Source organism: Paraburkholderia aromaticivorans, from assembly GCF_012689525.1.
In the GTDB taxonomy this organism is placed as follows: Bacteria; Pseudomonadota; Gammaproteobacteria; order Burkholderiales; family Burkholderiaceae; genus Paraburkholderia; species Paraburkholderia aromaticivorans_A.
In genome coordinates this window covers 2749048-2775149 of record NZ_CP051515.1, presented here as the reverse complement: position 1 = coordinate 2775149, position 26102 = coordinate 2749048, and the positions used below count along the sequence as shown (strand labels likewise).

Annotated in this window: 22 protein-coding genes and 1 pseudogene; 15 read left to right on the top strand and 8 right to left on the bottom strand. The window is 60.2% G+C overall.

Going from position 1 to position 26102, the window contains the following annotated elements:
- Nucleotides 1-31: 31 nt before the first annotated feature.
- Nucleotides 32-337: a hypothetical protein gene (locus tag HF916_RS24285; RefSeq protein ID WP_168791319.1), complete on the bottom strand. Its 306-nt coding sequence runs from the start codon at nt 335-337 to the stop codon at nt 32-34.
- 96 nt (nt 338-433) lie between these two features.
- The gene (locus HF916_RS24280; RefSeq protein WP_168791318.1) at nt 434-1381 is read right to left on the bottom strand and encodes a LysR family transcriptional regulator; all 948 of its coding nucleotides are present in this window, start codon (nt 1379-1381) and stop codon (nt 434-436) included.
- Nucleotides 1382-1789: 408 nt separating this feature from the next.
- Here HF916_RS24280 and oxlT point away from each other — a divergent pair, with 408 nt between their 5' ends.
- From oxlT to HF916_RS24265, 3 genes are all read left to right on the top strand, one after another.
- The gene (oxlT, locus tag HF916_RS24275; RefSeq protein ID WP_168791317.1) at nt 1790-3133 is read left to right on the top strand and encodes an oxalate/formate MFS antiporter; all 1344 of its coding nucleotides are present in this window, start codon (nt 1790-1792) and stop codon (nt 3131-3133) included.
- Nucleotides 3134-3162: 29 nt separating this feature from the next.
- Nucleotides 3163-4134, top strand: a complete 972-nt coding sequence (locus HF916_RS24270; RefSeq protein WP_168791316.1) for a LysR family transcriptional regulator — start codon at nt 3163-3165, stop codon at nt 4132-4134.
- 65 nt (nt 4135-4199) lie between these two features.
- On the top strand, nt 4200-5651 hold the full coding sequence (locus HF916_RS24265) for an aldehyde dehydrogenase family protein (RefSeq protein WP_168791315.1): 1452 nt from the start codon (nt 4200-4202) through the stop codon (nt 5649-5651).
- A 112-nt stretch (nt 5652-5763) separates the two neighbouring features.
- Here the strand turns inward: HF916_RS24265 and HF916_RS24260 are convergent, their stop codons facing one another.
- Nucleotides 5764-6741 (bottom strand): 2-dehydropantoate 2-reductase, encoded by a 978-nt coding sequence (locus HF916_RS24260; RefSeq protein WP_168791314.1) that lies wholly within the window; start codon nt 6739-6741, stop codon nt 5764-5766.
- Between the two features lie 442 nt (nt 6742-7183).
- Between HF916_RS24260 and HF916_RS24255 the strand changes: the two genes are divergently transcribed.
- The 10 genes and pseudogenes from HF916_RS24255 to HF916_RS24210 all read left to right on the top strand — a co-directional run bounded on the left by HF916_RS24255 (nt 7184) and on the right by HF916_RS24210 (nt 21291).
- Nucleotides 7184-8599, top strand: a complete 1416-nt coding sequence (locus HF916_RS24255; RefSeq protein WP_206001847.1) for an undecaprenyl-phosphate glucose phosphotransferase — start codon at nt 7184-7186, stop codon at nt 8597-8599.
- A 153-nt stretch (nt 8600-8752) separates the two neighbouring features.
- The gene (locus HF916_RS24250; RefSeq protein ID WP_168792134.1) at nt 8753-9898 is read left to right on the top strand and encodes a polysaccharide biosynthesis/export family protein; all 1146 of its coding nucleotides are present in this window, start codon (nt 8753-8755) and stop codon (nt 9896-9898) included.
- A gap of 49 nt (nt 9899-9947) precedes the next feature.
- Nucleotides 9948-11603, top strand: coding sequence for a hypothetical protein (locus HF916_RS24245; RefSeq protein ID WP_168791313.1), 1656 nt, complete (start codon nt 9948-9950; stop codon nt 11601-11603).
- 107 nt (nt 11604-11710) lie between these two features.
- Nucleotides 11711-12154 carry a low molecular weight phosphotyrosine protein phosphatase gene (locus HF916_RS24240; protein ID WP_168791312.1) on the top strand — a complete coding sequence of 148 codons (444 nt, stop codon included), beginning with the start codon at nt 11711-11713 and terminating at the stop codon, nt 12152-12154.
- Nucleotides 12151-14415, top strand: coding sequence for a polysaccharide biosynthesis tyrosine autokinase (locus tag HF916_RS24235; RefSeq protein ID WP_168791311.1), 2265 nt, complete (start codon nt 12151-12153; stop codon nt 14413-14415). Before HF916_RS24240 ends, HF916_RS24235 begins: the two co-directional genes overlap by 4 nt.
- Nucleotides 14412-16565, top strand: a complete 2154-nt coding sequence (locus tag HF916_RS24230; RefSeq protein WP_168791310.1) for a glycosyltransferase — start codon at nt 14412-14414, stop codon at nt 16563-16565. Before HF916_RS24235 ends, HF916_RS24230 begins: the two co-directional genes overlap by 4 nt.
- 52 nt (nt 16566-16617) lie before the next feature.
- Nucleotides 16618-17658: an EpsG family protein gene (locus tag HF916_RS24225; RefSeq protein ID WP_168791309.1), complete on the top strand. Its 1041-nt coding sequence runs from the start codon at nt 16618-16620 to the stop codon at nt 17656-17658.
- A 6-nt stretch (nt 17659-17664) separates the two neighbouring features.
- Nucleotides 17665-18828, top strand: a complete 1164-nt coding sequence (locus HF916_RS24220; protein WP_168791308.1) for a glycosyltransferase — start codon at nt 17665-17667, stop codon at nt 18826-18828.
- Nucleotides 18829-18845: 17 nt separating this feature from the next.
- A complete protein-coding gene (locus HF916_RS24215; protein WP_168791307.1) occupies nt 18846-20018 on the top strand; it encodes a polysaccharide pyruvyl transferase family protein in 1173 nt (390 codons plus the stop codon).
- 15 nt (nt 20019-20033) lie between these two features.
- A pseudogene (locus HF916_RS24210) lies at nt 20034-21291 on the top strand (IS256 family transposase).
- A 105-nt stretch (nt 21292-21396) separates the two neighbouring features.
- On the opposite strand, the gene HF916_RS24205 reads toward HF916_RS24210, so the two are convergent.
- The 3 genes from HF916_RS24205 to HF916_RS24195 form a co-directional block, all read right to left on the bottom strand.
- Nucleotides 21397-22017 (bottom strand): LysE family translocator, encoded by a 621-nt coding sequence (locus HF916_RS24205; RefSeq protein WP_168791306.1) that lies wholly within the window; start codon nt 22015-22017, stop codon nt 21397-21399.
- A gap of 111 nt (nt 22018-22128) precedes the next feature.
- Nucleotides 22129-22668: a hypothetical protein gene (locus HF916_RS24200; protein ID WP_168792133.1), complete on the bottom strand. Its 540-nt coding sequence runs from the start codon at nt 22666-22668 to the stop codon at nt 22129-22131.
- Between the two features lie 231 nt (nt 22669-22899).
- Complete coding sequence (locus HF916_RS24195; protein WP_116122022.1) at nt 22900-23484, bottom strand: IMPACT family protein; 585 nt, start codon at nt 23482-23484, stop codon at nt 22900-22902.
- 291 nt (nt 23485-23775) lie between these two features.
- Between HF916_RS24195 and HF916_RS24190 the strand changes: the two genes are divergently transcribed.
- The gene (locus HF916_RS24190) at nt 23776-24402 is read left to right on the top strand and encodes a LysE family translocator (protein WP_168791305.1); all 627 of its coding nucleotides are present in this window, start codon (nt 23776-23778) and stop codon (nt 24400-24402) included.
- Nucleotides 24403-24456: 54 nt separating this feature from the next.
- Here HF916_RS24190 and HF916_RS24185 read toward each other — a convergent pair whose 3' ends face one another.
- Nucleotides 24457-24825, bottom strand: coding sequence for a hypothetical protein (locus HF916_RS24185; RefSeq protein WP_168791304.1), 369 nt, complete (start codon nt 24823-24825; stop codon nt 24457-24459).
- A gap of 312 nt (nt 24826-25137) precedes the next feature.
- Between HF916_RS24185 and HF916_RS24180 the strand changes: the two genes are divergently transcribed.
- Entirely contained in the window at nt 25138-25776 is a 639-nt protein-coding gene (locus tag HF916_RS24180; protein ID WP_168791303.1) for a 2-hydroxychromene-2-carboxylate isomerase, read from the top strand.
- A gap of 39 nt (nt 25777-25815) precedes the next feature.
- Here HF916_RS24180 and HF916_RS24175 read toward each other — a convergent pair whose 3' ends face one another.
- The gene (locus tag HF916_RS24175) at nt 25816-26073 is read right to left on the bottom strand and encodes a DUF2866 domain-containing protein (protein WP_012427844.1); all 258 of its coding nucleotides are present in this window, start codon (nt 26071-26073) and stop codon (nt 25816-25818) included.
- Nucleotides 26074-26102 lie beyond the last annotated feature (29 nt).

Here is a 26102-nt window from a genome sequence, read left to right as displayed (position 1 = left end):
GCGTCGCGGGACCGTGATCCCGCCGCTGCCCTCAGTCGCCGGTCGACGCGAACTCGCTGAAGTACTTAGCCTTCTTGTGCAGAATCATTTGAGCGAGAAAGTCCGCATCATAGGCGCGATGCAGATGGGCGTGAAACCGCTCGATGTAGGCGGTGATCCGCGCCGCTTCGCTATTGAATTCCTTGAGCACGTCGAGGGTGGCGCGGTCCCAGCGGAAGCGCAGGCCGAGGTCGCTGAAGGCGGCGTTGTACGCGCTCAGGTGGGCGTCGTCGGGATGGATCGCGGCAACACGGGCGGTGTGCGCGCAGGGATGAGACTCAACCGAAGCGTAATTCATGACCGGCCTCCTGGGCTGACGAGTGATGGAACTCGCTTGCAGCATAGAAGTCCTGACGAATCTGCAATAGTTAAAGTTTCATTGGATCTCCATAGCCTACTGCTTATACACGCTCAATTCCTTGACGCGCGTGATCTTCTCGATCAGATTCGCGCCTTCCTCCATCAGGAAGCGTTTGAAGGCGACCGCCACCGGCGGCAGGCGCTTGTTCTTCCGATGCACCACGTACCAGTTGAGCATGACCGGGAAGCTCTCGACATCGAGCACGACCAGGTGGCCGAGTTGCAATTCGAGGCTGATGGTATGCGCGGACAGAAAGGCAATGCCCATGCCCGCGATCACGGCCTGCTTGATCGTCTCGGTGCTCTTGATCTCCATGGCGATCTTGAGGTTGGCAAGCCGTCCGGCGAAGCCTTCTTCCATCGAATTCCACGTGTCCGAACCGCGCTCCCGCACGATAAACGCTTCGGTCGCCAACTGGCTGAACTTGATGTTGCGCTTGTTGGCGAGTGGATGCGTGGGCGCCGCCACGATCACATACGGGTGCGGTGCAAACGGCTCGTTGGTCGCGTCGGTCTCGTGGGGCGGACGCACCATCACCGCGAGATCGGTCTGGTTGGTGGCGAGCTGATGCAGCAGTTCCTCGCGATTGTGCACGGCGAGATTGAGCACGACGCCCGAGTAGCGACGCGTGAATTCAGCCAGCAGCCGCGGAAAGAAGTAGTCGCCGGCGCTGATCACCGCGACATTCAGCTTGCCGCCGGAGACGCCTTTGAGCTGACTCATCGCTTCGTCGACTTCGTGGAACTGCTGGATGATCGCGCGGCTGTAGTGGAGCATTTCGGTGCCGGCCGGCGTCAGATAGATTTTTTTACCGAGCTGTTCGAACAGCGGCAGCCCGGCATGTTCTTCGAGTTGCCGGACCTGGGTCGAGACGGCCGGCTGGGTGAGGTGCAATTCCTCGGCGGCGCGCGAGAAGCTCAGGTGGCGCGCCACCGTTTCGAAAACCTTCAGCTGCCGCAGAGTCGCATTCCGCATCGTCATGACCGATGTATAAGCAAATGTGAATCAACATAATAACAAACTTTAATTATTAGTAATTCAGCAATGACCCTAGCATGGCTCTGTATAAGAAAGCGGAATTGCCGCCGGAGCACTTGGCGAAAAACTCGGGTTAACGCTTGGATTCGAGGCCTGATGGACGAAGCAACCGGTGCCTCGTGGTGTAAAAGGCATTAATTGATCGGAATAAAGCACTTCCCAGAAAGCGATGATTAAGCCGCTCTATTTTTAAAGCAGCGAATTAAAGACGCAAATATCAAATATTCCCGAAGAGCACGGCTTTTCGGGTCATAACCATAAGGTGGGATGCACACAGCGCGGCGCGTCGCCGAGGTGACTTCCTTCGGGACGCTGGCCGGCTGCACCAGATAAATAGTGGAGACAAGGCTAATGGACGATATCAGTCAGCAGACTACGACCCTCGCGTTTTGGGGCAACCGTTGGTGGCAACTCGTCATCGGCATGGTGTGCATGGCTCTCGTGGCCAATCTTCAATACGCGTGGACGTTGTTCGTCACGCCGATGAACGCGCGGCATCACTGGGGCGAAGCGTCCATTCAACTTGCGTTCGCGATTTTCATCCTCACTGAAACGTGGCTCGTGCCGCTCGAAGGCTGGCTTGTCGACAGGTTCGGACCCCGGCCTGTGGTCGCGGTCGGCGCGATTTGCGCGGGCATTGCGTGGGTGATGAACTCGTACATCACAACCCTGCCGATGCTGTACGTCTCCGCGGTCATCGCCGGCATCGGTGCGGGCGGCGTGTACGGCACGTGCGTGGGCAATGCGTTGAAATGGTTTCCCGACAAGCGCGGACTTGCCGCGGGTCTCACCGCTGCGGGCTTCGGCGCGGGCGCCGCGGTGACGGTGATTCCGATCGCCAACATGATCACGCGTTCGGGCTATGAGCACACATTCTTCTTCTTCGGCATCCTGCAAGGCGGGTGCATTCTGGCGCTCGCGCTGCTGTTGAAGAAGCCGAACTTGCGCCAGCAAGCCGCACCGAAGAGGAAGTTCGCTGTCTCAAAGGTCGACTTTACGCCCGGTCAGATGATCAGGACGCCCGTGTTCTGGGTGATCTACGTATCGTTCGTCGCAGTGGCCGCGGGCGGTTTGATGGCGACCGCGCAGATCGGTCCGATCGCGAAAGACTGGGGCCTCGCACGCATCCCGATGACGATCTTCGGCATGACCTTGCCGCTGCTGACTGCCACGCTTTCCATCGACAACGTCTGCAACGGTTTTACGCGTCCGCTGTGCGGCTTCATCTCCGACAAGCTCGGCCGTGAAAACACGATGTTCGTGATCTTCATCGGCGAGGGCCTGGCGTTGCTCGGTCTGATGCAATACGGCACTAACCCGTACGCGTTCATGACGTTCGCCGCATTGATCTTCCTGTTCTGGGGCGAAATTTTCTCGATCTTTCCGGCGATCTGCGCCGATACCTTCGGCAGCAAATATGCCGCGGCCAACGCAGGCACCTTGTACACCGCCAAGGGCACGGCTTCGCTGCTGGTGCCGATTGCCTCGGTACTGTCGGCGACGGGTGGATGGAGTCTCGTGTTCATCGTCTCCGCTGTCGTGACGATCGCCGCGGGCATCTCCGCGAAGTTCATACTCGCGCCGCTGCGCTCGCGCTGGATCGAATCGCACAATGAGCCGCAAGGTGTGCTGGCCGTTGCCGGCAACGGCAAGGCCTCGCGCTTGAGCCATTGGCCTGAGCAGACAGGAGAATAGGTGAATGGCCCACACCCGGCAGTGACGTCATGAATGTTTCGTTGCAGCAACTCAAGGTGTTTGTCGCCGTCGCGCGTGAGCGGAGTTTTACGCGCGCGGCGCGTGAGTTCGACTTGACGCAATCGGCGGTGAGCCGTTGCGTGCGCGAACTCGAAGAAGCCGTCGAATTGAAGCTGTTCGACCGTACGACGCGCCAGGTCGAACTGACTCATGCGGGCGCGAGTCTCGAGCGAAGAATCGGCCGGCTGCTCGATGAAATCGAACTCACGCTGCGCGAAGAGCGGGCCGCTTACGACGGCCACACCGGCGTGGTGGTGCTCGGCAGCAATCCGGTGTTGTCGTCGAGTTGGGTGGCACAGGGACTCGCGCGCTGCGCGGCGGCTTTTCCTGAGCTAGCCGTCTCCGTCAGGGATCAGCCGCAAAGCGGCGTGCTAACCAGCGTCGAACAAGGCGAGGTGGACTTCGGCGTGGTCTCGATGGCCGAACCGCTGGCCGGTGATCTATTGCAGGCGCAACTGATTTTCACGACACCGCTTCATGTGGTGATGCCGCCCGCGCATCCGCTGGCCCGCCATGCCAGCGTTGCATGGAGCGCGTTGCACGAATGGGCGCTCGTCACGCTGAACGCCGACGCCGGCGTGCGCGCGGCGCTCGAACTCGCCTTCAATACGAACGGCGTGAAACGACGGCCGGTGCAGGAACTCGGACATGTCGCGGCGGTGCTGCGCATGGTCGAACTCGGGCTCGGCGTAGGTATATTGCCCATCGACCCGCATTGGCCCGCAGTAGGCGCATCATTGGTCAGCCGGCCGCTCGCACCCGCGATGAATCTGGCGACACTGCTCGTGCATCGCCGCAACCGTTCCCTCCGACCCAACGCCGCGGCGGCCTGGGCACAGTTCTCCACGACTTCACAGACCACCGACGTGTCGCCGTCCGCTTCGCCGATACACACGAAGCCGACCGTTGCGCGCGACGGCGCCGTCCTCCACGAGCCCTAGCGTCTTTTACCCGAAACGGCTCGCAAGCACTCAGCCCACGCAACATCCAAGCAAGGAGCTTCATGATGGAAACTGAAACCGACCTCAGGCGCCATGATCTGCTGATCGACGGCAAACGCTTGCCGCCCGGCACCGGCGAATATTCCGTCGACATCAACCCCGCCACCGAAGAGCCGATCGCGCTGGTTGCGCAAGGCAGCGCCGCCGACGTGGATACCGCCGTGCGCGCGGCGCGCGCCGCGTTGAAAGTATGGAACGGCATTCGGACCGCTGAGCGGGCGCGCATACTAATGCGTCTGGCCGGCCTGATGCGCGCGAATCTCGAGGAACTCGCCGCGCTCGAAAGTCTCGACGCCGGCAAGCCGATCGCGGCGGTGATGCGCCAGGACATTCCGGCCGCGATCGATACGCTCGAATACTACGCAGGCTGGTGCGACAAGATCAACGGTCAGGTCGTGCCGGTGCGCCCCGATGCATTGACTTACACGTTGCGTGAACCGGTCGGCGTGGTCGCCGCGATCGTGCCGTGGAATTTCCCGCTGATGATCGGCATGTGGAAGATCGCGCCGGCGCTCGCGTGCGGTTGTACGCTGATCGTCAAGCCCGCGGAGATCACGCCGCTGACCGCCCTGCGCATCGGCGAACTCGCACTCGAAGCGGGCGTGCCCCCGGGCGTGCTGAATATCGTCACCGGCAAGGGACGGGTGGTCGGCGATGCGCTGGTCGCGCATCCGGGCATCGACAAGGTGACGTTTACGGGCTCGCCCTCCGTGGGGCGCGGCATTCTGCAGGGCGCGGCCAGCAATTTCAAGCGCGTCACGCTGGAGCTCGGCGGCAAGTCGGCCAACCTGATTTTCCCGGATGCCAATCTCGACAACGCCGTGCGCGCCGCGGCGTCGGGGATCTTCTTCAATACCGGGCAGGTGTGTTCGGCGGGTTCGCGCATTCTCGCCCATCGCGATGTGTACGACGAAGTGGTCGAGCGGCTGGCCGCGCGTGCGAAGGCGATCAAGGTCGGCGACCCGTCGTCGCGCGAAACGTCGATGGGGCCGCTCATCTCCGCGGCGCAGATGAAGACGGTGCTGGGCTACGTCGAAACGGGTCGCGCCGAAGGGGCGTCGCTCGTGACCGGCGGCGCGCGGGTGGGCGAGCGCGGCTTCTTTGTCGAGCCGACTGTGTTTGCCAACGTCGAGCATGAAATGCGCATTTCACAGGAGGAGATCTTCGGACCGGTGGCGAGCGTGATTCGCTTCAACGACGAAGCCGACGCGATACGGATCGCCAACGGCACGTTGTATAGCCTCGCGGCGGGCGTGTGGAGCGCGGACATCGGCCGGGTGCATCGGGTTGCGCGGGACCTGAAGGCGGGGACCGTTTGGATCAATACCTACGGCTATACCGATGTGCGCCTGCCTTGGGGCGGATCCGGCGACTCGGGGTTCGGCCGCGAACACGGTGACGTCGCGATTGAGAACTTCACTGAGCCTAAGGCCGTGTGGCTCGCCATCGATCAGTAGCGTAAAAAGGATCGAACGCTTGCGGCGTTCGATCCTTTCCTGACTGCGCGTGCCGACATGCATGCAAAAGAGAGCGATCTTCTGATCGCTCTCTCGCTCTCTCTCTTGAGCCTCAATCGCCCTGCAACGCCATCCGCTCACGCAGTTTGATGAGCGCCAGCACGACATCGATAGTCGGCGTGGGTTCGGCGACGAGGCGGCCCATTTCCTGCACGACCGTCAACAGCGGATCGATCTCCATCGGACGACGATTCTCCAGATCGACCAGCGTCGAGGTCTTGTGCGCGCCGACCGCGCCCGCGCCATCGATACGTTTTTCCACGTCGACGCGAAAGTGCACGCCGAATTGCTCCGCAATGCGCTTGGCCTCAAGCATCATCGTGCGCGAAACCGCGCGCGTGCCGGGGTCGCTGGTGAGCACATCGAGCGTGGCATGCGTCAATGCGCTGATCGGGTTGAAGCACAGATTGCCCCATAGTTTCAGCCAGATTTCGTCGCGGATATTGTCGCGGATCGGCGCCTCGAAACCCGCCGCCTGCATGATTTCGTGCAATTGCTGAATGCGCGGCGTGCGTTCTCCGCTCGGCTCGCCGATCGGGAATTTCTTGCCGTACACATGCTTGATGACGCCAGGTTCGACGATTTCGGCAGCCGGGTACAGCACGCAGCCGATTGCCCGTTCGGGGCCTAGCTTCGTCCATTGACTGCCGTCCGGGTCCACGCTGGCGAGACGCGTGCCGGCGAATCGGCCGCCATGCTGATGGAAGTACCAATACGGAATGCCATTGACGCCCGTGACGATGGCCGTGTGCTTGCCGAGCAGCGGCTGCATGGCATCGACTACGCCGGGCAGCGAATGCGCCTTGAGCGTAATGATCACGAAGTCCTGCACGCCGAGCTCGCGCGGGTCGGACGTGCAGCGCACAGGCGCGCTGAACGTCTCGCCGTCCATGATCAGACGCGCGCCGTGCTCGCGCATGGCCGCGAGATGCGGACCGCGCGCGACGAAACTTACATCCGCACCGGCACGTGCGAGTTGCACACCCATCAAGCCGCCGATCGCTCCCGCTCCGAAGACACAGATCTTCATGATGCCGCTCCTCTGACGATAAATAGTCGCTTGCCCGATGCCGTGTCTCGTCGTGCACGGTTTGCGGGTCATTGTTCGAGCATACGGGGGCGTGACGATTGCAGATAGTTAAAGTTTGTGGGGAGGTGCATTAGGGATTGGTTATGGATGGCATGCCACCCGGGAACATGAGAATAGGACTGTGCTGAATCGGAAAGCAAGGCGGGAAGCCTGAAAAATGCCGCAGTCGATTGGGAAAGGTCTCAAGCCTACACAATCTTCGTGGGCGCAGAATGCGGCCTCTTCGAGAAGTTACGCATTGCAGGCGACATCGCAGACGGACTATTGAGAGTGGTGCCATGAAATCAAAGGTTGATGTGAGCTATCCCGTCGTGTTCCTGAGAGTGACACCCGCGTGTGAGTTACACGGCTTCGGATCTGCGGTCCCGCTAGGCCGGATCTTATGCACACAGTGATTCGTAAAACCACCGGCCGGGATTTGGCGGAGGTGGAAAGCGTGCTGGCGCGCATGCTCGACGCGCTGTTGATCGCGTTGTCGGCGGCTCTGGCCGCGCTGCTGTTCACGCCCGACCCAGGCCACTCGATTCTCGAAGGCGCCTTCGTCGCGCTCGATATAGCGTTCGCGGTTCTGCTGCTGCCCTGGTTCGGCGTGTATGACTCATGGCGCGGTCGCTCGAAATGGCGGCTGAGCGTCAAGCCGGTGCTCGGCTGGATCGCGGTGCAGGCCTTGGGGCTTGCAATGTTGTTTCTGCTTCATCGCGCTGCGTCGGTGTCCCGGCTATGGTGCGTGAGTTGGACCTTGATCGCCGCTGCGGCGCTCGTCGCTTCGCGGTTGGTGGTGCATGCGGTGCTCGGTCGGATGAGACGCGGCGGCCGGAATTTGCGAATGGTTGCTGTGGTTGGTGCCGGCGCGCATCGCGACGCGGTGATCGCCAACATCATGGGTTCACCAGATGCAGGCTTCCGGGCGGTTGCCACGTTCAACACGCGACAGGACAGCAGATCTGGGTTTTCTGGCTTGCCGTCGTTCGACCGTCTGCGCGAATTCGCGGACTGGGTGCGCCGTGAACAGATCGAAGAGGTGTGGCTCGCGCTGCCAATGTCCGAAGAGGACACTGTGCTGCGGATCCTAGACGAATTCAGCGGCGACCTCGTCAATTTGCGCTTCATTCCTGATGTGCGCAGTCTTGCGATGTTCGATCGAAACGTGGTCGATCTGATTGGCGCGCCGGCCATCAATCTGATGGCCTCGCCGATGACACCGTACGCCCTGGTACAGAAAGCGGTTTTCGACCGGTTGTTCGCGAGTGTGGCGCTGCTGGCTTTGTTGCCGGTGATGTTGTCGGTCGCGGTTGCCATTAAGGCGACGTCAAAGGGGCCGGTGTTGTTTAAGCAGCGACGCAAGGGCGCGGATGGGCGGGTCTTTCGCATCTACAAGTTTCGTTCGATGCGCGTGCATGTGGAGCGGTCTGGTGAGATTCGGCAGGCAACGCGTGGCGATCCACGCGTGACTCGTGTCGGTGCTTTTTTACGTCGCACCAGCCTCGATGAGTTGCCGCAATTTCTGAATGTGTTGCGCGGGGAAATGTCGGTGGTTGGGCCGCGGCCGCATGCGATCGAACACGATGATCAGTATCGCGGCATTGTCGATGGGTATATCCATCGCTACCGGATTAAGCCGGGTATTACTGGATGGGCTCAGGTGAATGGTTTTCGCGGCGAGACGGATCGGGTTGAGAAGATGCAGGCGCGAGTGGAACACGATTTGTACTACTTGCGGAACTGGTCGTTCGGGTTGGATATGCGGATTGTGCTGGCGACGGTGGTGAAGGGGTTGTTGCATCGGAATGCGTATTGATGCGTGCCTTTGGGGTGTCCTTGAGGGCGTCCATCCCATGAAGGAGTGCTGCGTGTCGCAGGCCACGCGTCCCCATCGAACATGAATCATGTCTGCCCGGACGGGGCAGCAAGGGCGGCGCTGCGGCGCGCTCGCTTGAATAGGTTGAATACGATGTTAGCGGTATTTTTGACTAGGCCGGCATGTCGGCTCGGAGCGTTAGTGGCGGCGGTAACGTTGCTTGCCAGCGGGTGCGCAATGGCGCCCGGGATGCGGATGCAAAACGCGGCTGTGTTGCCGATAGCTAGTGTCGGCGATGGCGCGCCCGTGGAACAGTTGCCCGTGCCGGTTACCGAAGTGACCGTGTCGTTACTCGACAAGCTGAAGAATGACGCCGGTCTGAGTACCGATGCAGACACTCGTGTTCTGCTGGGTCATGCCTCTGCCTATACGGTCGGGGTTGGCGATGTACTCCAGATCACAGTTTGGGACCATCCGGAATTGGCTGCCGCACTGGGCGCACAGTCACCCGCGAATGCGCGCGCCTATGACCCGCCGCCCGGATTCATCGTCGATGACAACGGCCGTCTGCGATTTCCGTTTGCCGGGACTATCCGTGTCGAGGGCATGAAGATAGACGAAATCCAAAGCAAACTTGCGATGGAACTGGGCAAGTCGTTCCGTGATCCTCAAGTGACGGTGCGCATTGCGTCGTTTCGTTCGAAGCAGGTGTATGTCGACGGCGAAGTACATACTCCAGGCGCGCAGCCAATCAACGATATCCCGACTTCACTGTATGACGCCATCAGTCATGCAGGCGGCTTTAGTTCGAGCGCAGATCAAAGCCGAATTTCACTGACCCGCGACGGCCAATCGTACAGTATCAATTTCACAGACTTGCTGCAGCACGGCTTGAATCCTTCGAACATTGCGCTGCGTCCCGGTGATTTAGTTCGCGTGTCGGCGAGAGAAGACAACGGCGTGTTCGTGCTGGGTGAAGTGACGAAGCCCGTCACCGCGCTACCGCTTCGCAACGGTCAACTGACGTTGAGCGACGCCCTTTCACAAGCGGGCAGCATTAGCGCGACGACAGCGGACGCCGCACAGCTTTATGTGATCAGAGGGCGCGGAAAAGACGCGCGCGTTTTCCATCTCGACGCAGTATCGCCTGTGTCGATGATCCTTGCCAACCGGTTCGAACTGCAACCGAAAGACATCGTCTATGTGGACGGCAATGGACTTGTTCGCTTCAGTCGCGTCTTGAGCCTTCTGCTTCCCGGTATAAACGCCGGTCTCACGGCAGGGTTGGTGGCGAAATGATCACCCGACCAGGCTCTTCACAGATCCAGAGCGATACCCCGAGGCAACTATGAATCGCCGGTCCGCAATGGGGCTGTCCGCCGGTGCGGCGGTACTGGGCGCGTCCATTGTTTCGCGAGGGTGGGCGGAGTCCGCCGAGAATCGAATGCCGCGCGGGTTTCGCTGGCTGGATGAGTTCGCCACCAAGGGCACGGGCGCTAGCGATGACACCGGCACTTTTCAGCGGGCTATCGATTTCGTGCGCAATATTGCATTACGTACCAGCGACACGTCTTGTTTACCGGCGTTGCTGATTCCGTCGGGTCGATACGTTCTAACGGAAACGATCGACACTGCGCCCTGGATCAAGCTTTGCTCGGTGGGCGGTGTTTTGCTGGACTTCTCCCAGTTGCCAGTCGGCTCGGACGGCCTGACCTGCAGAAACGAAACCGCGCTACCCGCGACTGAATTGCGTTTTCCGGGCGATCGCTCGCCGTTCCTCGACGGCGGAGGGGGCACGATCTCGATCCTTGGGCCGGGTACTGCGCGGTCCGAAGGGTGGGGCATTGTGAAGGGCAACCGTCAGGCGGGATTCTCTGGCTGTGTCCGGGATGCGGGCGGCCGCAATGTCGTGGTCAGCGGCTGGCGCGGTGCACTCCGGATCGATCCAATCAATACATACCTAAGCACGTGGTTTTCCTCGCGATTCGAACAGAATCGCGAACATGGCATTTACGTGGCTCACACAGAAGGACGAAGCTTGAATAGTGGCGAACGGATGACGTTCGTCGATTGCACGATATCAGGGTCTGCGCGCGCCATCGACATCCAATCCGACAGCATGGATTTTGTGTTCGATGTCTGTTCGTTCGATTTCAATGGCGACGTGGTGCATTTTGGTCGTCAGGCGCGTTTCGGTACGGTGGCATTCAACCATTGTCACTTCGAAGGTATCGACGGATTCCTGGTGAATGCGATGGAGGGCGGGCAGGCTCTTCGAACCGTGTTCCGCGACTCAATCGTGTTGCCGAGACATTGGAAGCGCAAAGAGCTCAGTAACGCACCCCGTCAATTGGTGGCGGGCACGGCAAAGTTCAGCGCGTCCGGAGTTGAGTGGCGTTTGGAGTCGCCGGAACTGGGCGCACTGACGCCGCTGATCGGTGACGAGGTGCCCGTCGAATCGTTGACCGCGATGAGCTTTCAGCGGGGTCTTGCGTTGCCGTGGCGCGGAAGCGTGATCAATGCTGACAGCCTCTTTACCTCGGACAGACCCGGTACGTTGTGGGATGCGCTTACGCATTGGAGCGCATCGTGCACTGCACCAGTACGAATTGACGGCGAAATCGTTTTTGCCAATGCGGCAGCGCGGAGTAGCGCAATAGTCGGGCCGAAGCACGCGTTGCGGCTCACTTTGCCCGATCAGCGCGATGCCCGTTTGTTACTTGGCACGCGAACACTTTTTCCTGTGATCGCGGGCGAAAGCGTTGTAGCTGCTTGCGTCGCCACAAGCTCGGGCGTGACTGGACGCATCGGATTCACGTTCCAGTTCTATGCCGCCGGGGGCGTTCCGCTACGTGCCAGTGAATGGCGAAGCGCAGCGAACGAACTTCAATCTGTACGCATCGCCATTCCGGCCGGCGCCAGTCATGCGTCTCTCACGGCAACCTTCATCGGTTGGACAGGGACGCTGGAGATTAGCGAACTGGCGGTATGGCGCGTGTCATGACGTCGCGAGCGAAAACACCCGTTCCAGGCAAAGTCACAACATAACTGCACAATCAAATGATTTCCAATGTTCTAACGGTTTGTCACGGAAACCTGTGCCGTAGTCCGATGGCTGCTGCGCTTCTGCGACATCGACTCGACGGCGTGCATGTCCGTTCAGCGGGTTTGGCGGCCGAAGTGGGGCGGCCGGCCGAGGCCAAGGCCATCGCCGCGCTTTCCGAGATCGACATCGACATTCGTGCGCACCGCGCCACGCAATTGACCCGCGAGTTCGCGAACGAGGCGCAACTCATTCTCACAATGACTGAAGCGCAAAAACGAAGCGTCGAGTCGCTTTATCCACTCATGCGTGGGCGCGTCTTCTCGATACGCAGCTTCGACGATGCAGATATCGATGACCCCATGGGTTTATCCATTGCCGCCTTTCGTACTTGTCGCGCAGCACTGTTAGGCGGTGTCGACTACTGGGTGCTGCAACTGGCAAAACTGACAGGGCAATCCAGGGACAGCGCAGGTTCAGACGCAGTCTCCATTGACGGAGGTAAGCAGTGAGTCAGCCACACGCTCAGCACCAGATAGTCGCAGCGGACAAGGATTTTGACCTCGCCGCGATGCTCGATGTCTTCGTGCTATACCGGCGCATGATATGTTGGATTTTCGGTACCGTGTCGGTTCTCGGCATCGCCGTGGTTCTACTATCGGATCCGCAGTATCAGGTCAACATTGTTACTCAGGTTGACGAAGGCTCTGCCGCGACCACGGCATCTTCGCTGTTGGGTCAGGATCTGTCGTCGATGTTCGACGTCAAGTCGTCGGCTGACACGGAGATGCAGGTGCTCCAGTCGCGGCTCGTCGTGGCATCGGCAGTCGACGATCTGCATCTGTATGTCGAGGTCGAGCCCGCTCGTCTTCCGCTTATCGGCCGCGCCATCGCACGATCGAACAAGGGCCTTTCCCATCCGGGATTTCTCGGTATGGGTGGCTACACATGGGGCGATGAGCGGGCAAGCATAGAGCTATTTGACGTTCCGTCCGCACTCGAAGGAAAGCATTACAGTCTGACGGTTCTGGAAGGCGGAACTTATCGGCTTTCCGGAACGGGGCTCGAACGGGATGCGGTCGGCATGATTGGCAAGACCGAGACTTACTGGAGCGATGATGGTCCTGTAACCTTGCACGTCGACGCAATTCGCGCCACAGTCGGTGCGCGTTTCAAGCTTACGCGCCAATCGCGCTTGCAGACAATCGATGAACTTCAGCGCAGGCTTTCCATCAGTGAGCAAGGCAAGGATTCCAACGTACTACAAGTCAAGTTGCGGGGTACCGATCCACAACTGATCACGCAGATCCTGAACGATATCGCGCATCATTATGTCGACCAGAATGAGGCGCGCAAAGCGGAACAGGCCGCACGATCGCTAACTTTCTTGCGCGGCCAGTTACCTGATCTGCGCCAGAAACTCGATCTTGCCGAGAGTGCGTATGCCACTGTGCGCAGCAAGTTGGGCTCCGTCGACCTGGACGGTGACGCGCGCGAGCTCCTGCAACAGTCGTCCGACAATGAAGCGCAGCTTAGTACGTTGCTACAAAAACGTGCGGAGACGTTGACCCGTTTTTTGCCGACCAATCCGACTGTGGTTGCGCTTGATCAACAGATATCGGTGCTCCGTTCGCAATCGGGCGGCCTTGACCAACGCATCGACCGTCTACCGGAAACGCAGCGTCAGGTTGTGACGTCCCAGCGCGACGTCAAGATCAGCAACGATCTTTATATCGGCTTGCTGAACAACATCGAACAATTGCAGATTCTGCAGGCGGGAAGGATCGGGAACGTCCGTGTTCTCGACACCGCCATGTTGCCCGATCAGCCGATTCGAATGTGGCGCCCCCTGTTGTGCGCAGCCGTTGTGGCGATGGCAATGTTTGCCGCGGCCGCGGCAGCGTTCATCCGTGACCGCCTGTTCCGTGGGATTTCCGACTCGCGCGAGATCGAAGAGCAGACCGATCTCGACGTGTTCTCAGTTGTACCGATGGCGCGCGCGCGCGCGTTCCGATGGCCGGGTTTCCTGCGTCGCAATGCGCTTTCGCGGCGTCCGCTGGCCCTCGTCGACCCGGCGGACCCTGCAATCGAGAGTCTGCGCAGCTTGCGGACGGCATTGCAGTTTTCACTGGTTGAATCAGGTAACAAAGTCGTCATGTTCACCGGGCCGTCTCCCAACGTCGGAAAATCCTTTATCGCATCGAACGTCGCTTTGGTTTTGGCTCGTACCGGCAAACGTGTCCTGCTGATCGACGCCGATCTGAGGCGCTGCGAACTCAGTCGCTCCCTTAGCTGCGGTTCGGCAGCGGGGCTATCAGATGTGATTGCCGGCACGATCGAGCTCGATGCATCAATTCGGCAAATAGAGCGTTCCATGCTTGATTTTCTTCCGGGCGGGTCGATGGTGCCGAATGCCGCCGATCATTTAAGCAGGCCGGAAGTGCGCGACATCTTCAATAGGCTTTCAACCAGCTATGACGTAGTGATTGTCGATACGGCACCGCTTCTCCCTGTGCCCGACGCGGCGATTCTTGCTCCCTATTCCAGCGGCAATGTGTTCCTGGTTGCTCGCGCCGCTGTCACGAGACCGGCGGAACTCAATGAAAGCGCACGCCGTCTGCGACAGGTCGGCGTCGACGTGAAGGGCGTGGTGCTCAACGGTATTGACCCTCATGCAGGGCGCTTCCGCTATGGAACCACCTACGGCACCTATCGCTACACGCGCTCTCAAAGCTCGGACGATCGACCGGCGATGGACGGAGCGGCGCAATGACTTCGCGATTCCGGGACGCCTGGGCTGCATCCCTGTTGTCGGTCAGCGCTCTGGCATCGGCAGGGCTGGCGTTCGCCGTGCAGGCGGTGCTTGCAAGATCCCTGCCGCCGGGGGAGTACGGACGATTCGCAGCAGCACTCGCTGTCGTGACGATCATTGCCCCTGCAGTCGGCTTCGGCGTGCCGTCTTTCTGGCTGAAGGCCTACGGCACTGAAGGATGGGCGGCCAAACGATGGATGGCGCCGTCGGTGAGCTTCGTCGCTCGCAGCGCTCTCGTGTGTCTCATCACGGCTGTTATCTGGGCATGGATCGGCACGGCTGACACGCGAACCGGTTACCTCCTCCTGTCGATGCTCCCTGTGGTGCTGACGCAGGCCGCGGTTGAAGCGGCCTCCGTGAAACTACAACTTGAAGAAAAATTCGGCCTCGTCGCGATGTGGCAGGCATTGCAGCATGCCGGGCGTTTCATGCTGGTTGTGGTGTGCTGGCAATCGGGGGCAGGCAGCGAGGCGATTGCACTCGGCTTCGGCGGGATCGGCGCGTTGGTGACACTGGGTGCATTCCGGTCGGTTGCTATGCTGAGGAGTGGGGCGGCAGAACTGGTGGGACATGGACCGAATCCCGCGGTCCGGAGCGTGCGTGAGGATTTGCCGACGCCGTCGATCGCTGAGCTATGGCGTAGCACACTACCATTCGGTGTGTCTGGGCTTCTGTTTTTTGCCTATGGTCAAAGCGGCCTCGTGATCGTATCGCATCTCGGTACGCCGCAGGACGTGGGCGCCTATGGCGTGGCCGTGACGATCCTTACGGCGCTTTACCTGTTGCCGACGGTTCTATTCCAGAAACTCTTGATGCCGCGTTTTCATCGCTGGGCAGCGTCAGGCGACGAGCGTCTCGAGCGGGCATATCGCGTCGGCAACAAATGGATGTTTGCGTCGGGCGTCGTGATTGCGGGTATCGCAGCGCTGCTCGCGCCGACTGCGATTCCGCTGGTATTCGGCAAGCAATACGAGCAATCGGTAAACGCCGTCGTGTTCATGACGCTGAGCGCACCATTCAGATTTCTGACGGTCAGCGCATCTTCCGTGATGACCACTCGCGGCCTGATTCAGGTGCGGAACCGCTGTGCCGCAGTTGCGCTGGTATTTGGCGTGATAGCCGGAGTCATTGGCGTATCACGCGCGGGTATTGTCGGAGCGGCAGCCGCTTCGGTCGCCGGTGAAATTCTGTGGGCGATGCTGTCGGTACTGTGCGCACGTCATTTTCTGTCCGACGCACGACGCGATCCAGTGTCTGTGGATGAAGACCCGCGAGCCGCTCGAGAGGCGCACCCCTCGCTAGCCGGACACGTTCCGGTAAGCGTAATCGTTCCATGCTTTAACTGCAGCGACACGATCAGGCGCGCGGTCCAGTCAGTTTTTCAGCAGACGTGCCGCCCGCGAGAGTTGATTCTGGTCGACGATTGCAGCACAGACGGCACCCGCAAGTATCTCAACGAACTGGCGCGGGCCTATCCGTCTGGCTGGATCCGCATACTCCTGCAGCATCGCAATGCCGGACCGGGGGCCGCGCGAAATGCCGCATGGGCGACTGCGACACAACCCTACATTGCATTTCTCGACTCGGACGACAGTTGGCATCCGGCGAAGGTAGCGATCCAGTACGGATGGATGCTGATGCATCCGGACGCGGCGATCACCGGCCATCCCGTGGTACAGCTCGACTCCGGCGGTCAGTCCGACGCGCAACCGTGGCCCACTGCCACGGCGCCTGAGCACGTGTCGCGCCGACGCATCCTGTTCTCCAACCGCTTCACGCCATCCAGCATCGTGGTGCGCTCGGACGTTAGCGCTCGTTTCGATGAAACGAAGCGGCACGCGGAAGACTACTTCATGTTGCTCGAAGTCGTTCTGGTGGACGGCGGACGAGCGTACCTGTTTCCGTGCCCGCTTTCGCATATCTATAAGGCGCAGTTCGGTGCGCAGTCCGGCCTGAGCGCGCAGATCTGGAAGATCCAGAAAGGCGAACAGGATAACTATCTGTCCTTTCGAAAACGTGGCGCAATCAGCAATGTCGAATGGCTGTGTTTTTCGCTGTTGAGCATGCTCAAGTATCTCCGTCGTTGCATGCTGTCGCGGAGATTCACGTGAGAAACTCGCCCGCACTTTTCGCTGAAAAAGATCGACGCGCGGGGCACGCGCGATGACGTACTACCTCCTGCCGCTGCTGATCTTTTACTTCGGCGTCGCGCTCTGTATCGCCTATGGGGGCACCAACCGGGTCGTCCTTCTCACCTGTGCGTTGCCGATGGTCGCGTTAGCCGTCTTGCGCGGCCATTGTGGTACCGATACTGCGGCGTATTACCAGGCGTTCACGGACCTCGGCCAGGGAAACGGCTACGGCGGCGAACCGCTATTCAATGCCTATGCTCAGCTTCTCTGGTACATCGATCCCGATCCGCGGTTCGTCATCAATGGCATTTCGATGACCACCGCACTGCTGTTGTTGTGGTCCATTTCCCGCAGTCGCTTCGGTATCTGGTTCGGTGGCCTGGTCCTTGTGCCGGGCATGTTTTATGAACTGACAATGAACGTGATGCGATACGGTCTCGCTTCATCGATCTTCCTGTTTGCAACCAGCATATCGCCACAGCGGAAGCCACTTCGATATTTCGTATTTGCGGTCATCGGTACATCCGTGCATTTCTCGTCGGCGTTCCTATTCCTGTTCTTTGTCGCAACGACCCGGCGAGGCCGCACATTGATGATCCTGGTGGCTGCGATTGTTGTCTTGGGCGGCTCGCTCCTGATGCCTGCCTACTTTGCCGACAAGACGAGCATCTACACCGGTATATCCGCACCGAATGCTTCGTCCGGTTTGCTCTTCCTGTTGATTCAGATAGCGATGCTGGGCCTGATGATCGTGTATCGACGGCAGTTCACCATTCCGCCTGTCGGCTGGCTAATCTGCGCGGTGCTGGCGGCCAGCCTGTACGGCATGACCCAAGTGAGTTATGCCGGGATCCGCTTCCAGTTGATCCTTGTGAATCTCATGCTCGTCATGCTGTGGCGTCAGTTCTCTCCGCCGACGGGGCGCATGAATAAGAACATCGCGTTGTGGCTGTTCATCATCGGACTGATCGCACTCGCTGGACGGATCCACAACATGAGCGATGAAGAAGGGCGCGGAGAATCTCCATTCCTTCCCTATCGAGTCGTGCCCGCATTACAGGACCTAGGGTGAACGGTCATGCGTCAGAAAATCGTACACGTAACAGAAGCACTGGGCGGCGGCGTGCTGCATTGCATTGTGTTGCTAGCCAATCGTCAGGCTGCGGCCGGTGACGACGTCGTCGTGTTGCATTCCATGCGGCAAGACACGCCGTCGGCAGAAAAGCTGGACGAGTTGTTCGACCCTCGGGTACGTCGTAAGGTGGTAGCCATGCATACCGCTGTTGGACCCCATGATCTTGTCAGCATGTTCCGACTTGTCATTGACCTGTTTCGGGAACGCCCGGACATTGTTCATCTTCATTCGTCGAAAGCGGCAGCATTGGGGCGGATTTCCGCGCGTCTGCTTGGTATTGCCTCGCGCACGATTTATTCCCCGCACGGTTTCGCCTTTCTCAAGCAGGACATCTCGCCAATCAAGGTCAAACTCTTCCTGCTCGTCGAGCGAATGCTGCACGCGTGCGGTGGGCATATCGTTGCCTGCTCGAAGAGCGAGTTGCGTTACGCACGAATGCTCCTTCTGAATGCCGAACGAACAAGCCTGGTCGAGAATGCTGTGAAACTCGATCAGTTCGAATTGGACCGAAGCCGACGGGGCGCCGAAGGTGTTGTTCTATGTACGTCGGCGCGAGTCGCTTATCAGAAAGCACCGTGGCGTTTCACGCGCCTTGCCCAGCGCTTTTCGGAAATACCCAATACTCGCTTCGTCTGGTTCGGTGATGGGGGAAACGATGCGATCGACCGTTGGATCGATCGAGACGTGGTCCAGTTAAGTGGCTGGATCACGGCGACAGAGCTTCGGCGACGACTGGCGGTGTGCGACATCTTCATTCTGCCTTCGTTATGGGAAGGCATGCCGATTGCCCTGATCGAAGCGCAGGCAGCAGGACTTCCGGCGGTCGCCAGCCGCATCGTCGGAAACCGCGACGTGATTGTCCATGGCGTGACAGGTTTTCTCGCGAATGACGACGAAGAACTGGAGCATTACACACGCCTCTTGATCGACGACGCGGAACTGCGTGTCCGGATGGGCGTCGCTGCAAGTGTGCACGCACTTGCCCGGTTCGGCGATACGCAACTCTTTCGTTCATATGTTTCACTGTACCGGCGTCTGCTGACGCCCATACACGACCGGCGGTCACACGCCGCGGCGAACCAACTTTCACATGGGACACTGAAATGACCCCGCCAGGCGACGCATTGAATCACGCTTCCGCTCAAACGTCCCGCTCCGGGGACGCCCAACCCGCATCTATCCGCCACGGGAAACGCATTGCTTTCTTCGGGTTCTACGGACGACATAACTTTGGCGACGACCTGTTCGGATATTTGTTGCAGTCGATACCCCTCAGGACACCGGGCATTCAGCCGTTGATCGTCGGCGCGACGGCCGTGCAAGAATTGACTCATCCGTTCCATTTGCCGGTTGCGCGGGCATTCTGGACGCGGCCCGGGCCAATCGGGGTGGCGGCGCGGTGCCTAACCTATGTGGCCGCCATGTTGTGCGCTCAGGCAGCGATCTTTGGCGGCGGCTCACTATTCGGCGCCGATGCTTCGCTTTCCTTTGCAAAACTGGTCGTGAACTTGGGACGGCGTCTCGGCAAGCCGGTCGCTGCGCTCGGTGTATCGGTCGGGCCCTTCGAAACAATAGACCGGCGACACAGGTTTTCGGACGTTCTTAGAGGCATACCGCGCATCGCCGTTCGCGACGAGGCGTCGGTTGATGCAGTCACCGCTGCAACGGGCGCGGTGCCCGCGAACCTCAGGGATCTCGCATTTGCGTTGCCCGCCATCTACACGCCAAGGCGCGGACTCGAAGCTAGACGAACCTTGATCGTATCTATTCACCTACGGCAATATATCGACACGGTACTCGCGATACTTGCTGAAGTGGACAGCCGGCAACTGGTCGATGAGGTGTTGTTTGTCGCACTCGATGACGAGAGTGTCGCGGTCACAGGGGACATTGCGCGTCTATTCGCGCCATTGCATATTCGCGTGGGTCGATTCAAATACGGCGATTCGATTACCGAGACTATCGATCTGCTCGCAGCGGCGACCTGTATCGTTACCTCGAAACTGCACGGCGCGATCGTCGGTTTTGTTTATGACGTTCCCATCATGCTGTTCTGCTATCAGCGGAAATGCGTGGAATTCCTGCAGGACAACGGATTGCCTGGCCCACAGGAAGCGCAACCCATTGGGGAGGCCTGTGTCAGGCATGTCACCGAGCTTCTGGAGTGCGGTAAAAGCGAACTACGCTATGTTAATGCCGCATCGCATCTCGAACAGTTCATGGACTTTATCGCTGGTGTAAGCAACACGCAGACGCGGGGTCTGTCAGAAATTTTGTGTTCAAGGCATAACATGTAGCTCAAAGGGGCATGTATGCCACGCAAACCGAAGCCGGCCGCAGAGGCCCAGACGGCGTTGCCGTCAATTCCGGATGAACTGATCGACCAGTTTGTGAAGGGGCCGATGACCGCTGAGGCGGTCCAGGCCGCCTCGATCGCATTCAAGAAGGCGCTGATCGAGCGGGCATTGGGTGCCGAGCTCGGCCATCATCTGGGCTATCCTGCGGGCGCTGTGCGGCCCCCCGAAGCGACCAACCAGCGCAACGGTAAAACCGGCAAGACGGTACTCACCGACGACGGTCCGCTCCGCCTGGAGATTCCGCGCGATCGCGACGGCAGCTTCGCCCCAATCCTGATTCCCAGGCACGCACGCCGCTTCACGGGCTTTGACGACAAGATCATCGCGATGTACGCGCTCGGCATGACCGTGCGCGAGATTCAGGGCTTTCTCGCCGAACAGTATGGCACGGAGGTCTCGCCGGATTTCATCAGTTCGGTAACCGGCGCCGTGATGGAGGAAGTCACCGCCTGACAGGCGCGTCCGCTCGAACCGATGTAGCCGGTGGTGTTCTTCGACGCCCTGCGCATCAAGATCCGCGAGGAAGGGCTGGTGCGCAACAAGGCGATCTACCTGGCGCTGGGTATCCTGCCCGACGGCACACGGGACGTTCTGGGTCTGTGGATCGAGAATACTGAAGGCGCCAAGTTCTGGATGAAGGTCTTCAATGACCTGAAAGTGCGTGGTGTGGAGGACATCCTGATCGCGGTCACCGATGGCCTCAAGGGCATGCCTGAAGCGCTGGGCGCGGCGTTTCCTGCGACCACCCTGCAAACCTGCATCGTGCATCTGATGCGCAATTCGCTGGATTACTCGAGCTGGAAGGATCGCCGGGCGCTGGCTGCGGCCATCAGGCCGATCTACACGGCGGTGAGTGTCGAAGCCGCCGAGGCCGAACTCAACGCATTTGAACAGGGCGAGTGGGGGCAGAAATTCCCGAGCGTGGTGGACACCTGGCGCCGGGCCTGGGACCGGGTGATCCCGTTCTTCGCGTTTCCGCCGGCGGTGCGCAAGGTGATATACACCAAACGCCATTGAGAGTCTTAACGCGCAACTGCGCAAGACGGTAAAGACGCGGGGCCGCTTCCCGAGTGACGACGCCGCGACCAAACTCCTATGGCTGGCGCTACGCAACATTACTGCCGGCTGGACTCACGCGGCGCACGACTGGAAAGCGGCCATGAACCAGTTCGCGATCCTCTACGAGGATCGCTTCACCAGATACCGCTTGTAGAATGATCTGATCGCCCTTGCACACAAAAAATCAGACACTCCCCAGACGCGTACCGGCATTGCTTGACGACTTTGGGCACTGGGGGAAGACGGATACGAAACGGCCTCACCCCCGCCTCACCATCAAAAACCCCACCCCAATCGCCGCCAGAAAACCCGCACAGCACCGATTAAACCACCGCCTTACTCTCGCACGCACCAACCATTTACCAAGATACATCCCTGCCCACGAATACAACGCGATAGCGAACCACTCCAACACCAGAAAACTCGCCCCCAGCACGGCAAACTGCGGCAACATCGGCTTCGCAATATCGACGAACTGCGGCAAGAACGCGGTGAACACCAGAATGGCCTTCGGGTTACCGGCGGCCACGAGAAACTCCCTCCGTGCGACCCGCGCAAGCGATGCCTCTTCCTGCTGCGTCATATCGATCGTAGGCGCATCGCTACGCCACAACTGAATGGCCAACCAGATCAGATAACCAGCACCGGCCAGTTTGATCGCGAGAAAGAACCACTCCGACGCGTGCAACACGACCGCGAGACCGGTTGCGGCAAGCACGAGCATCACCGCGAATGCAACCAGACGCCCCGTGCCGCCGACGAACGCGGTCATGAAACCATGACGCGCCGCCACATTGATCGACAGCAGATTATTGGGCCCGGGCGCGAGATTGATCGCGAAGCAGGCGGGCAGAAAGAACAGCCAGGCGGTAACGGACATGATGGCTCGCACGAAGAACGGCAGTTGCGACGGGCCGCGCGGCAAGACGGCGCGCGCGACACCCTCATGCGAATTGTAGCGAAGCTGGTGAGGCCGATGTCGAGGGTGCGCTTAATTCACCGCTTTGACAAACCCCGGATCGCCGATCAACGCGTCGACACTCAGCTTGACGGTATCTTCAATGGCAATGGTGCTACTGGTGAACTTCGGCGACTTTTGCTTGACCGTCTTGGTGGTTGAGAACACAACCTTCTGGGTCGCGGCGTCGGTCACCACATAGCGCATTTTCAATGTCCAGAACGCCGGCGAGCGCGTGTCGTCCACCGTGAATTTCTCGATGCTGCCGCTGAGGATCCGCTTGCCCTCGTCGAGATGAAAACCGGCGATCCGCAGGCTCTTCACAATGCCGTTGCGCACGGTTTCATTGATATCGTCTTTGAGCACGATGCCCGTCATCGCCGTGTTTTCGATGCGGTTCGGCGAAACTTGTCCGCTGCGAGCGGGCATGTAGGCGAAGTCACTTGCAGGGGCGACGCTAAGCCAGCCGGTCGGATGCGCTACCGCGCGTGCCGAGCTATTCAGGCCGAACCACGACCACGAGCAGGCGGAAAGCATCAACGGCAGCGCGATCGTGCCGCATCCCTTGAGCACGGCCGAGGTCAACGGTGAACGCGTGGCATTGAGCGACTGCGGCACTGACGCGCCCCGATGCGGCGACTCAGGCGCTGTGCTGGAAAAAGCGGCGGTCGAGGTCAGAGGAGTTACCCTATTAAATTGAGTCGTTCCGGGGAATAAACGACATGGTAACAGCGGCCCGGACCCAAGCATCTCTTAATCAGGGAGCGCGCTCAGCCTCTCTCAAGAAAGAGGCACGCCACGCCGTCAGAAGAAGCCGGCTTTTCCCTGAGTCATATCCACCAACGCTCGCTGCGCATCATCCACCGCGTTGATCGGCAAGCGGATCGTCATCTTCACCAGCATCGCGTAGGCGCTGTCCACGAGCGCATAGCCTTCGGCATCGATCCATCGGCGCACTTTCGCCTCGTCGGCGTAACTGACCTCGACGGTCAGCGAAACCTGCGCGATCCGCTCGACACGCGGCGCATCCAGCAGAGCCGAAGCGATCGCATCGGTGTACGCGCGCACGAGGCCGCCGGCGCCGAGTTTCACGCCGCCGTAGTAGCGCACGACGGCCGCCAGCACGCCGTCCAGATCGTGATGCCGCAGCACTTCGAGAATCGGCCGACCGGCGGTGCCGGAGGGCTCGCCATCGTCGGACATGCCGGACTGGCCGCCGGCCAGCAGCGCCCAGCAGACATGCGTCGCGGCAGGATGCTCGTCGCGCAGGCGCCGCAATTCGGCCATCGCGGCGTCGCGGTCGGCGACCGGTATCGCGTACGCTATAAATCGGCTCTTGCGTATCTCGAGTTCCGCGCTCAACGCCGCGGGCAGGGTGTAAGTGGGCAAGGCAAGGACTTCGGTAGATAAAAAAGCGTGCCGCGCGCGGCGTCGTGCCCGCCATGGTAACGGATCAATGGCCGCAGACGGACTATCTCCGAGGCGACGCTGCACGGCTTGCGCGCCTGGTTCCGGCGTGCATTGTGCCGGCCGCTCGCCGCGTATTTATCGGGTAAGTCATGGCAAAGCGCCGGGCGGCACGCACGGCGCGCACCAATCACAAATCACGCGTTCGTCTACAATCTTCCGCTGAACACGCGCGCCTGTCGGCTGAAACCCGCGCGTCACCAAGGAGACGACATGCTTGACCTATCCACGTTAGGGACTTTCGTTGCCGTTGTACTCGGGCTCTTTCTGATTCCGGGTCCGGCTGTGCTGCTGGTGTTGACGCGCACCGTGCATGGCGGCCGCAAGGCCGGCATTCTCACCGGCCTCGGCATTGCGGTTGGCGATTTCATTCATACGCTGGGCGCATCGGTCGGCCTCTCGGCGCTGCTGATGACCTCGGCGCTGGCCTTCAACGCGGTCAAGTTCGTCGGCGCCGCCTACCTGGTCTATCTGGGCGTTCGCGCGTTGCGTGAGAAACAGGCGAGCGCGCATATGCCGGTCGTCGCGCCGGTGTCGCCCTCGAAAGCCTTCTTTCAGGCCATTCCCGCGGAAGTGCTGAATCCCAAGACCGCATTGTTTTTTCTCGCGTTTCTGCCGCAGTTCGTTCGTCCCGAACACGGCTCCACGTTTCTGCAGTTCACCACGCTCGGGCTGATTTTTGTCGGCATGAGCGCGCTCTATACGACGCTGATCGTGCTGACGATTCGTCCGCTGGGCAAATTCGTCAAGCGTCTGACGTGGCTGACACGCTGGCAGAACAAGATCATCGGCGTGCTGTTCATTTCGCTCGGCCTGCGTGTGGCCACGCAAACGCGGTGATCGATCCGCGCGGCCTCGCGTCGTCGTGTTTGCGACAGCGAGGCCGCGTTCCGGCTAGATATTGCGGCGCTGTCGCCTGAGACGGCCTTCGCGCGCGTACTCCATCTGGCCTTCGGTGCGAACCGCAAGCCTTTCCTGTTCGGCGCGGCTCATTTGCCGGGTATCGTCGATCTCGCCGATACGCAGCACTTCCTGGGCGATCCTGATACGCAGTGTCATCAACGGTTCGCCGCGCTCGACCAGTGTGCGGTCTGCGGCGCGCGCCTGCTGGACGCCGCCGTCGATCAGGTTGCGCAGTTCCAGCAGCGTGAGCCGTTGCCGCTGGATTTCGAGGATGAGCCGCTGGACGGCCTGCCCGTCGCGCGTGCGCCACCAAGCGCGCAGTTCGGCGAGCGTGGGAGGTTCGAAGGGTGGAAGGCGCATTGCTCAGACGAAAAAATACTGTATATATGTACAGTATATCCTGTCTTTTTACGGGAACGCGTAGAGCGCGTTCGCCGGTTCACCCGCTCCGTGGGAGAGGGTGCGAATCGCTCAGGACAGCGCGAGCATGATGGACGTGGAAACCACAATGATGAAAAGACACGCGGCGGTGAGAATGTCGTAGGGATAGTTCATGTTATGAGCATCTGACGTAGCGGTGTGAAGGGCCATCATAGGGATAAGCGCGCCGCACGATTGTTAAGCTTTGCAAGACATAAGGGCGGTCCCGCTATGTATGACTGGAGGGCAAAGATGAACGAGACAGCAACCCGCGTGCCCGCGCATGCACCGGAAATCGAGTTCTGGTTCGACTTCGGCAGCAACTACAGCTACCTCAGCGTCATGCGCATCGAAGCTGAGGCTGCGGCGCGGGGCGTACGGATCTGCTGGCGTCCGTTCCTGCTGGGGCCCGTCTTTCGCGACCTCGGTTTCGACAATTCGCCGTTCGTGCTGCAGAAGGAGAAGGGCGCGTATGTGTGGAAGGACATGGAACGGCAATGCCGCAAATACGGCATCGCCTTGACGCGTCCCACCACGTTCCCGCGTGCCGCGCTTCTTGCAATGCGCGTGGCGCTGCTCGGCGCGGATCGCGAATGGATCGCCGCCTACTGCCGCAAGATCATGCAGCTGAACTTTGCGCATGACCGCGATATCGGTTCGATGGAGGTGGTGAGCGAAGCGCTCGATGAACTGGGTTTGCCCGCGCGGGAGATCATCGCCGAAGCGCAAAGCGACGCGAACAAACTACGCTTGCGTGAGCAGACCGCGGCGGCCGCAGCCCGTGGCATTTTCGGCGCACCGACGTTTTTTATCGGCGATGAAATGTTCTGGGGCAACGACCGGCTGGAGGATGCGTTGGACTACTGCGCATCGATCGCCACGCGCGGCTAGCGCGTCGAATGCCCGACGCGCGATCGACGCTCTGCCGTGTTACTCGTTGCCGTCCTGGCAAAAACGGCGGCCCGGCACGTGCGACACGACAGCCTGAGCGATTTCAAGCGGCGTGCTCTCGGCGGGCACTACCCGGCGGCTCGATTCGGGGGTGTGCTTCATGGTCCATTCGACGAGCCGGTATGAGCGACCCCAAGGATGCTGGAGCGGGTCCGAGACCTTGCATGAGTGAATCTGGCTGACCCATTCGTTGCCGGGCATGGCGCGCAGATGCTCGAATACCGTGTCTTCAACCATGGTTTGACTCCTTCTTCGCGGGCCTGCAG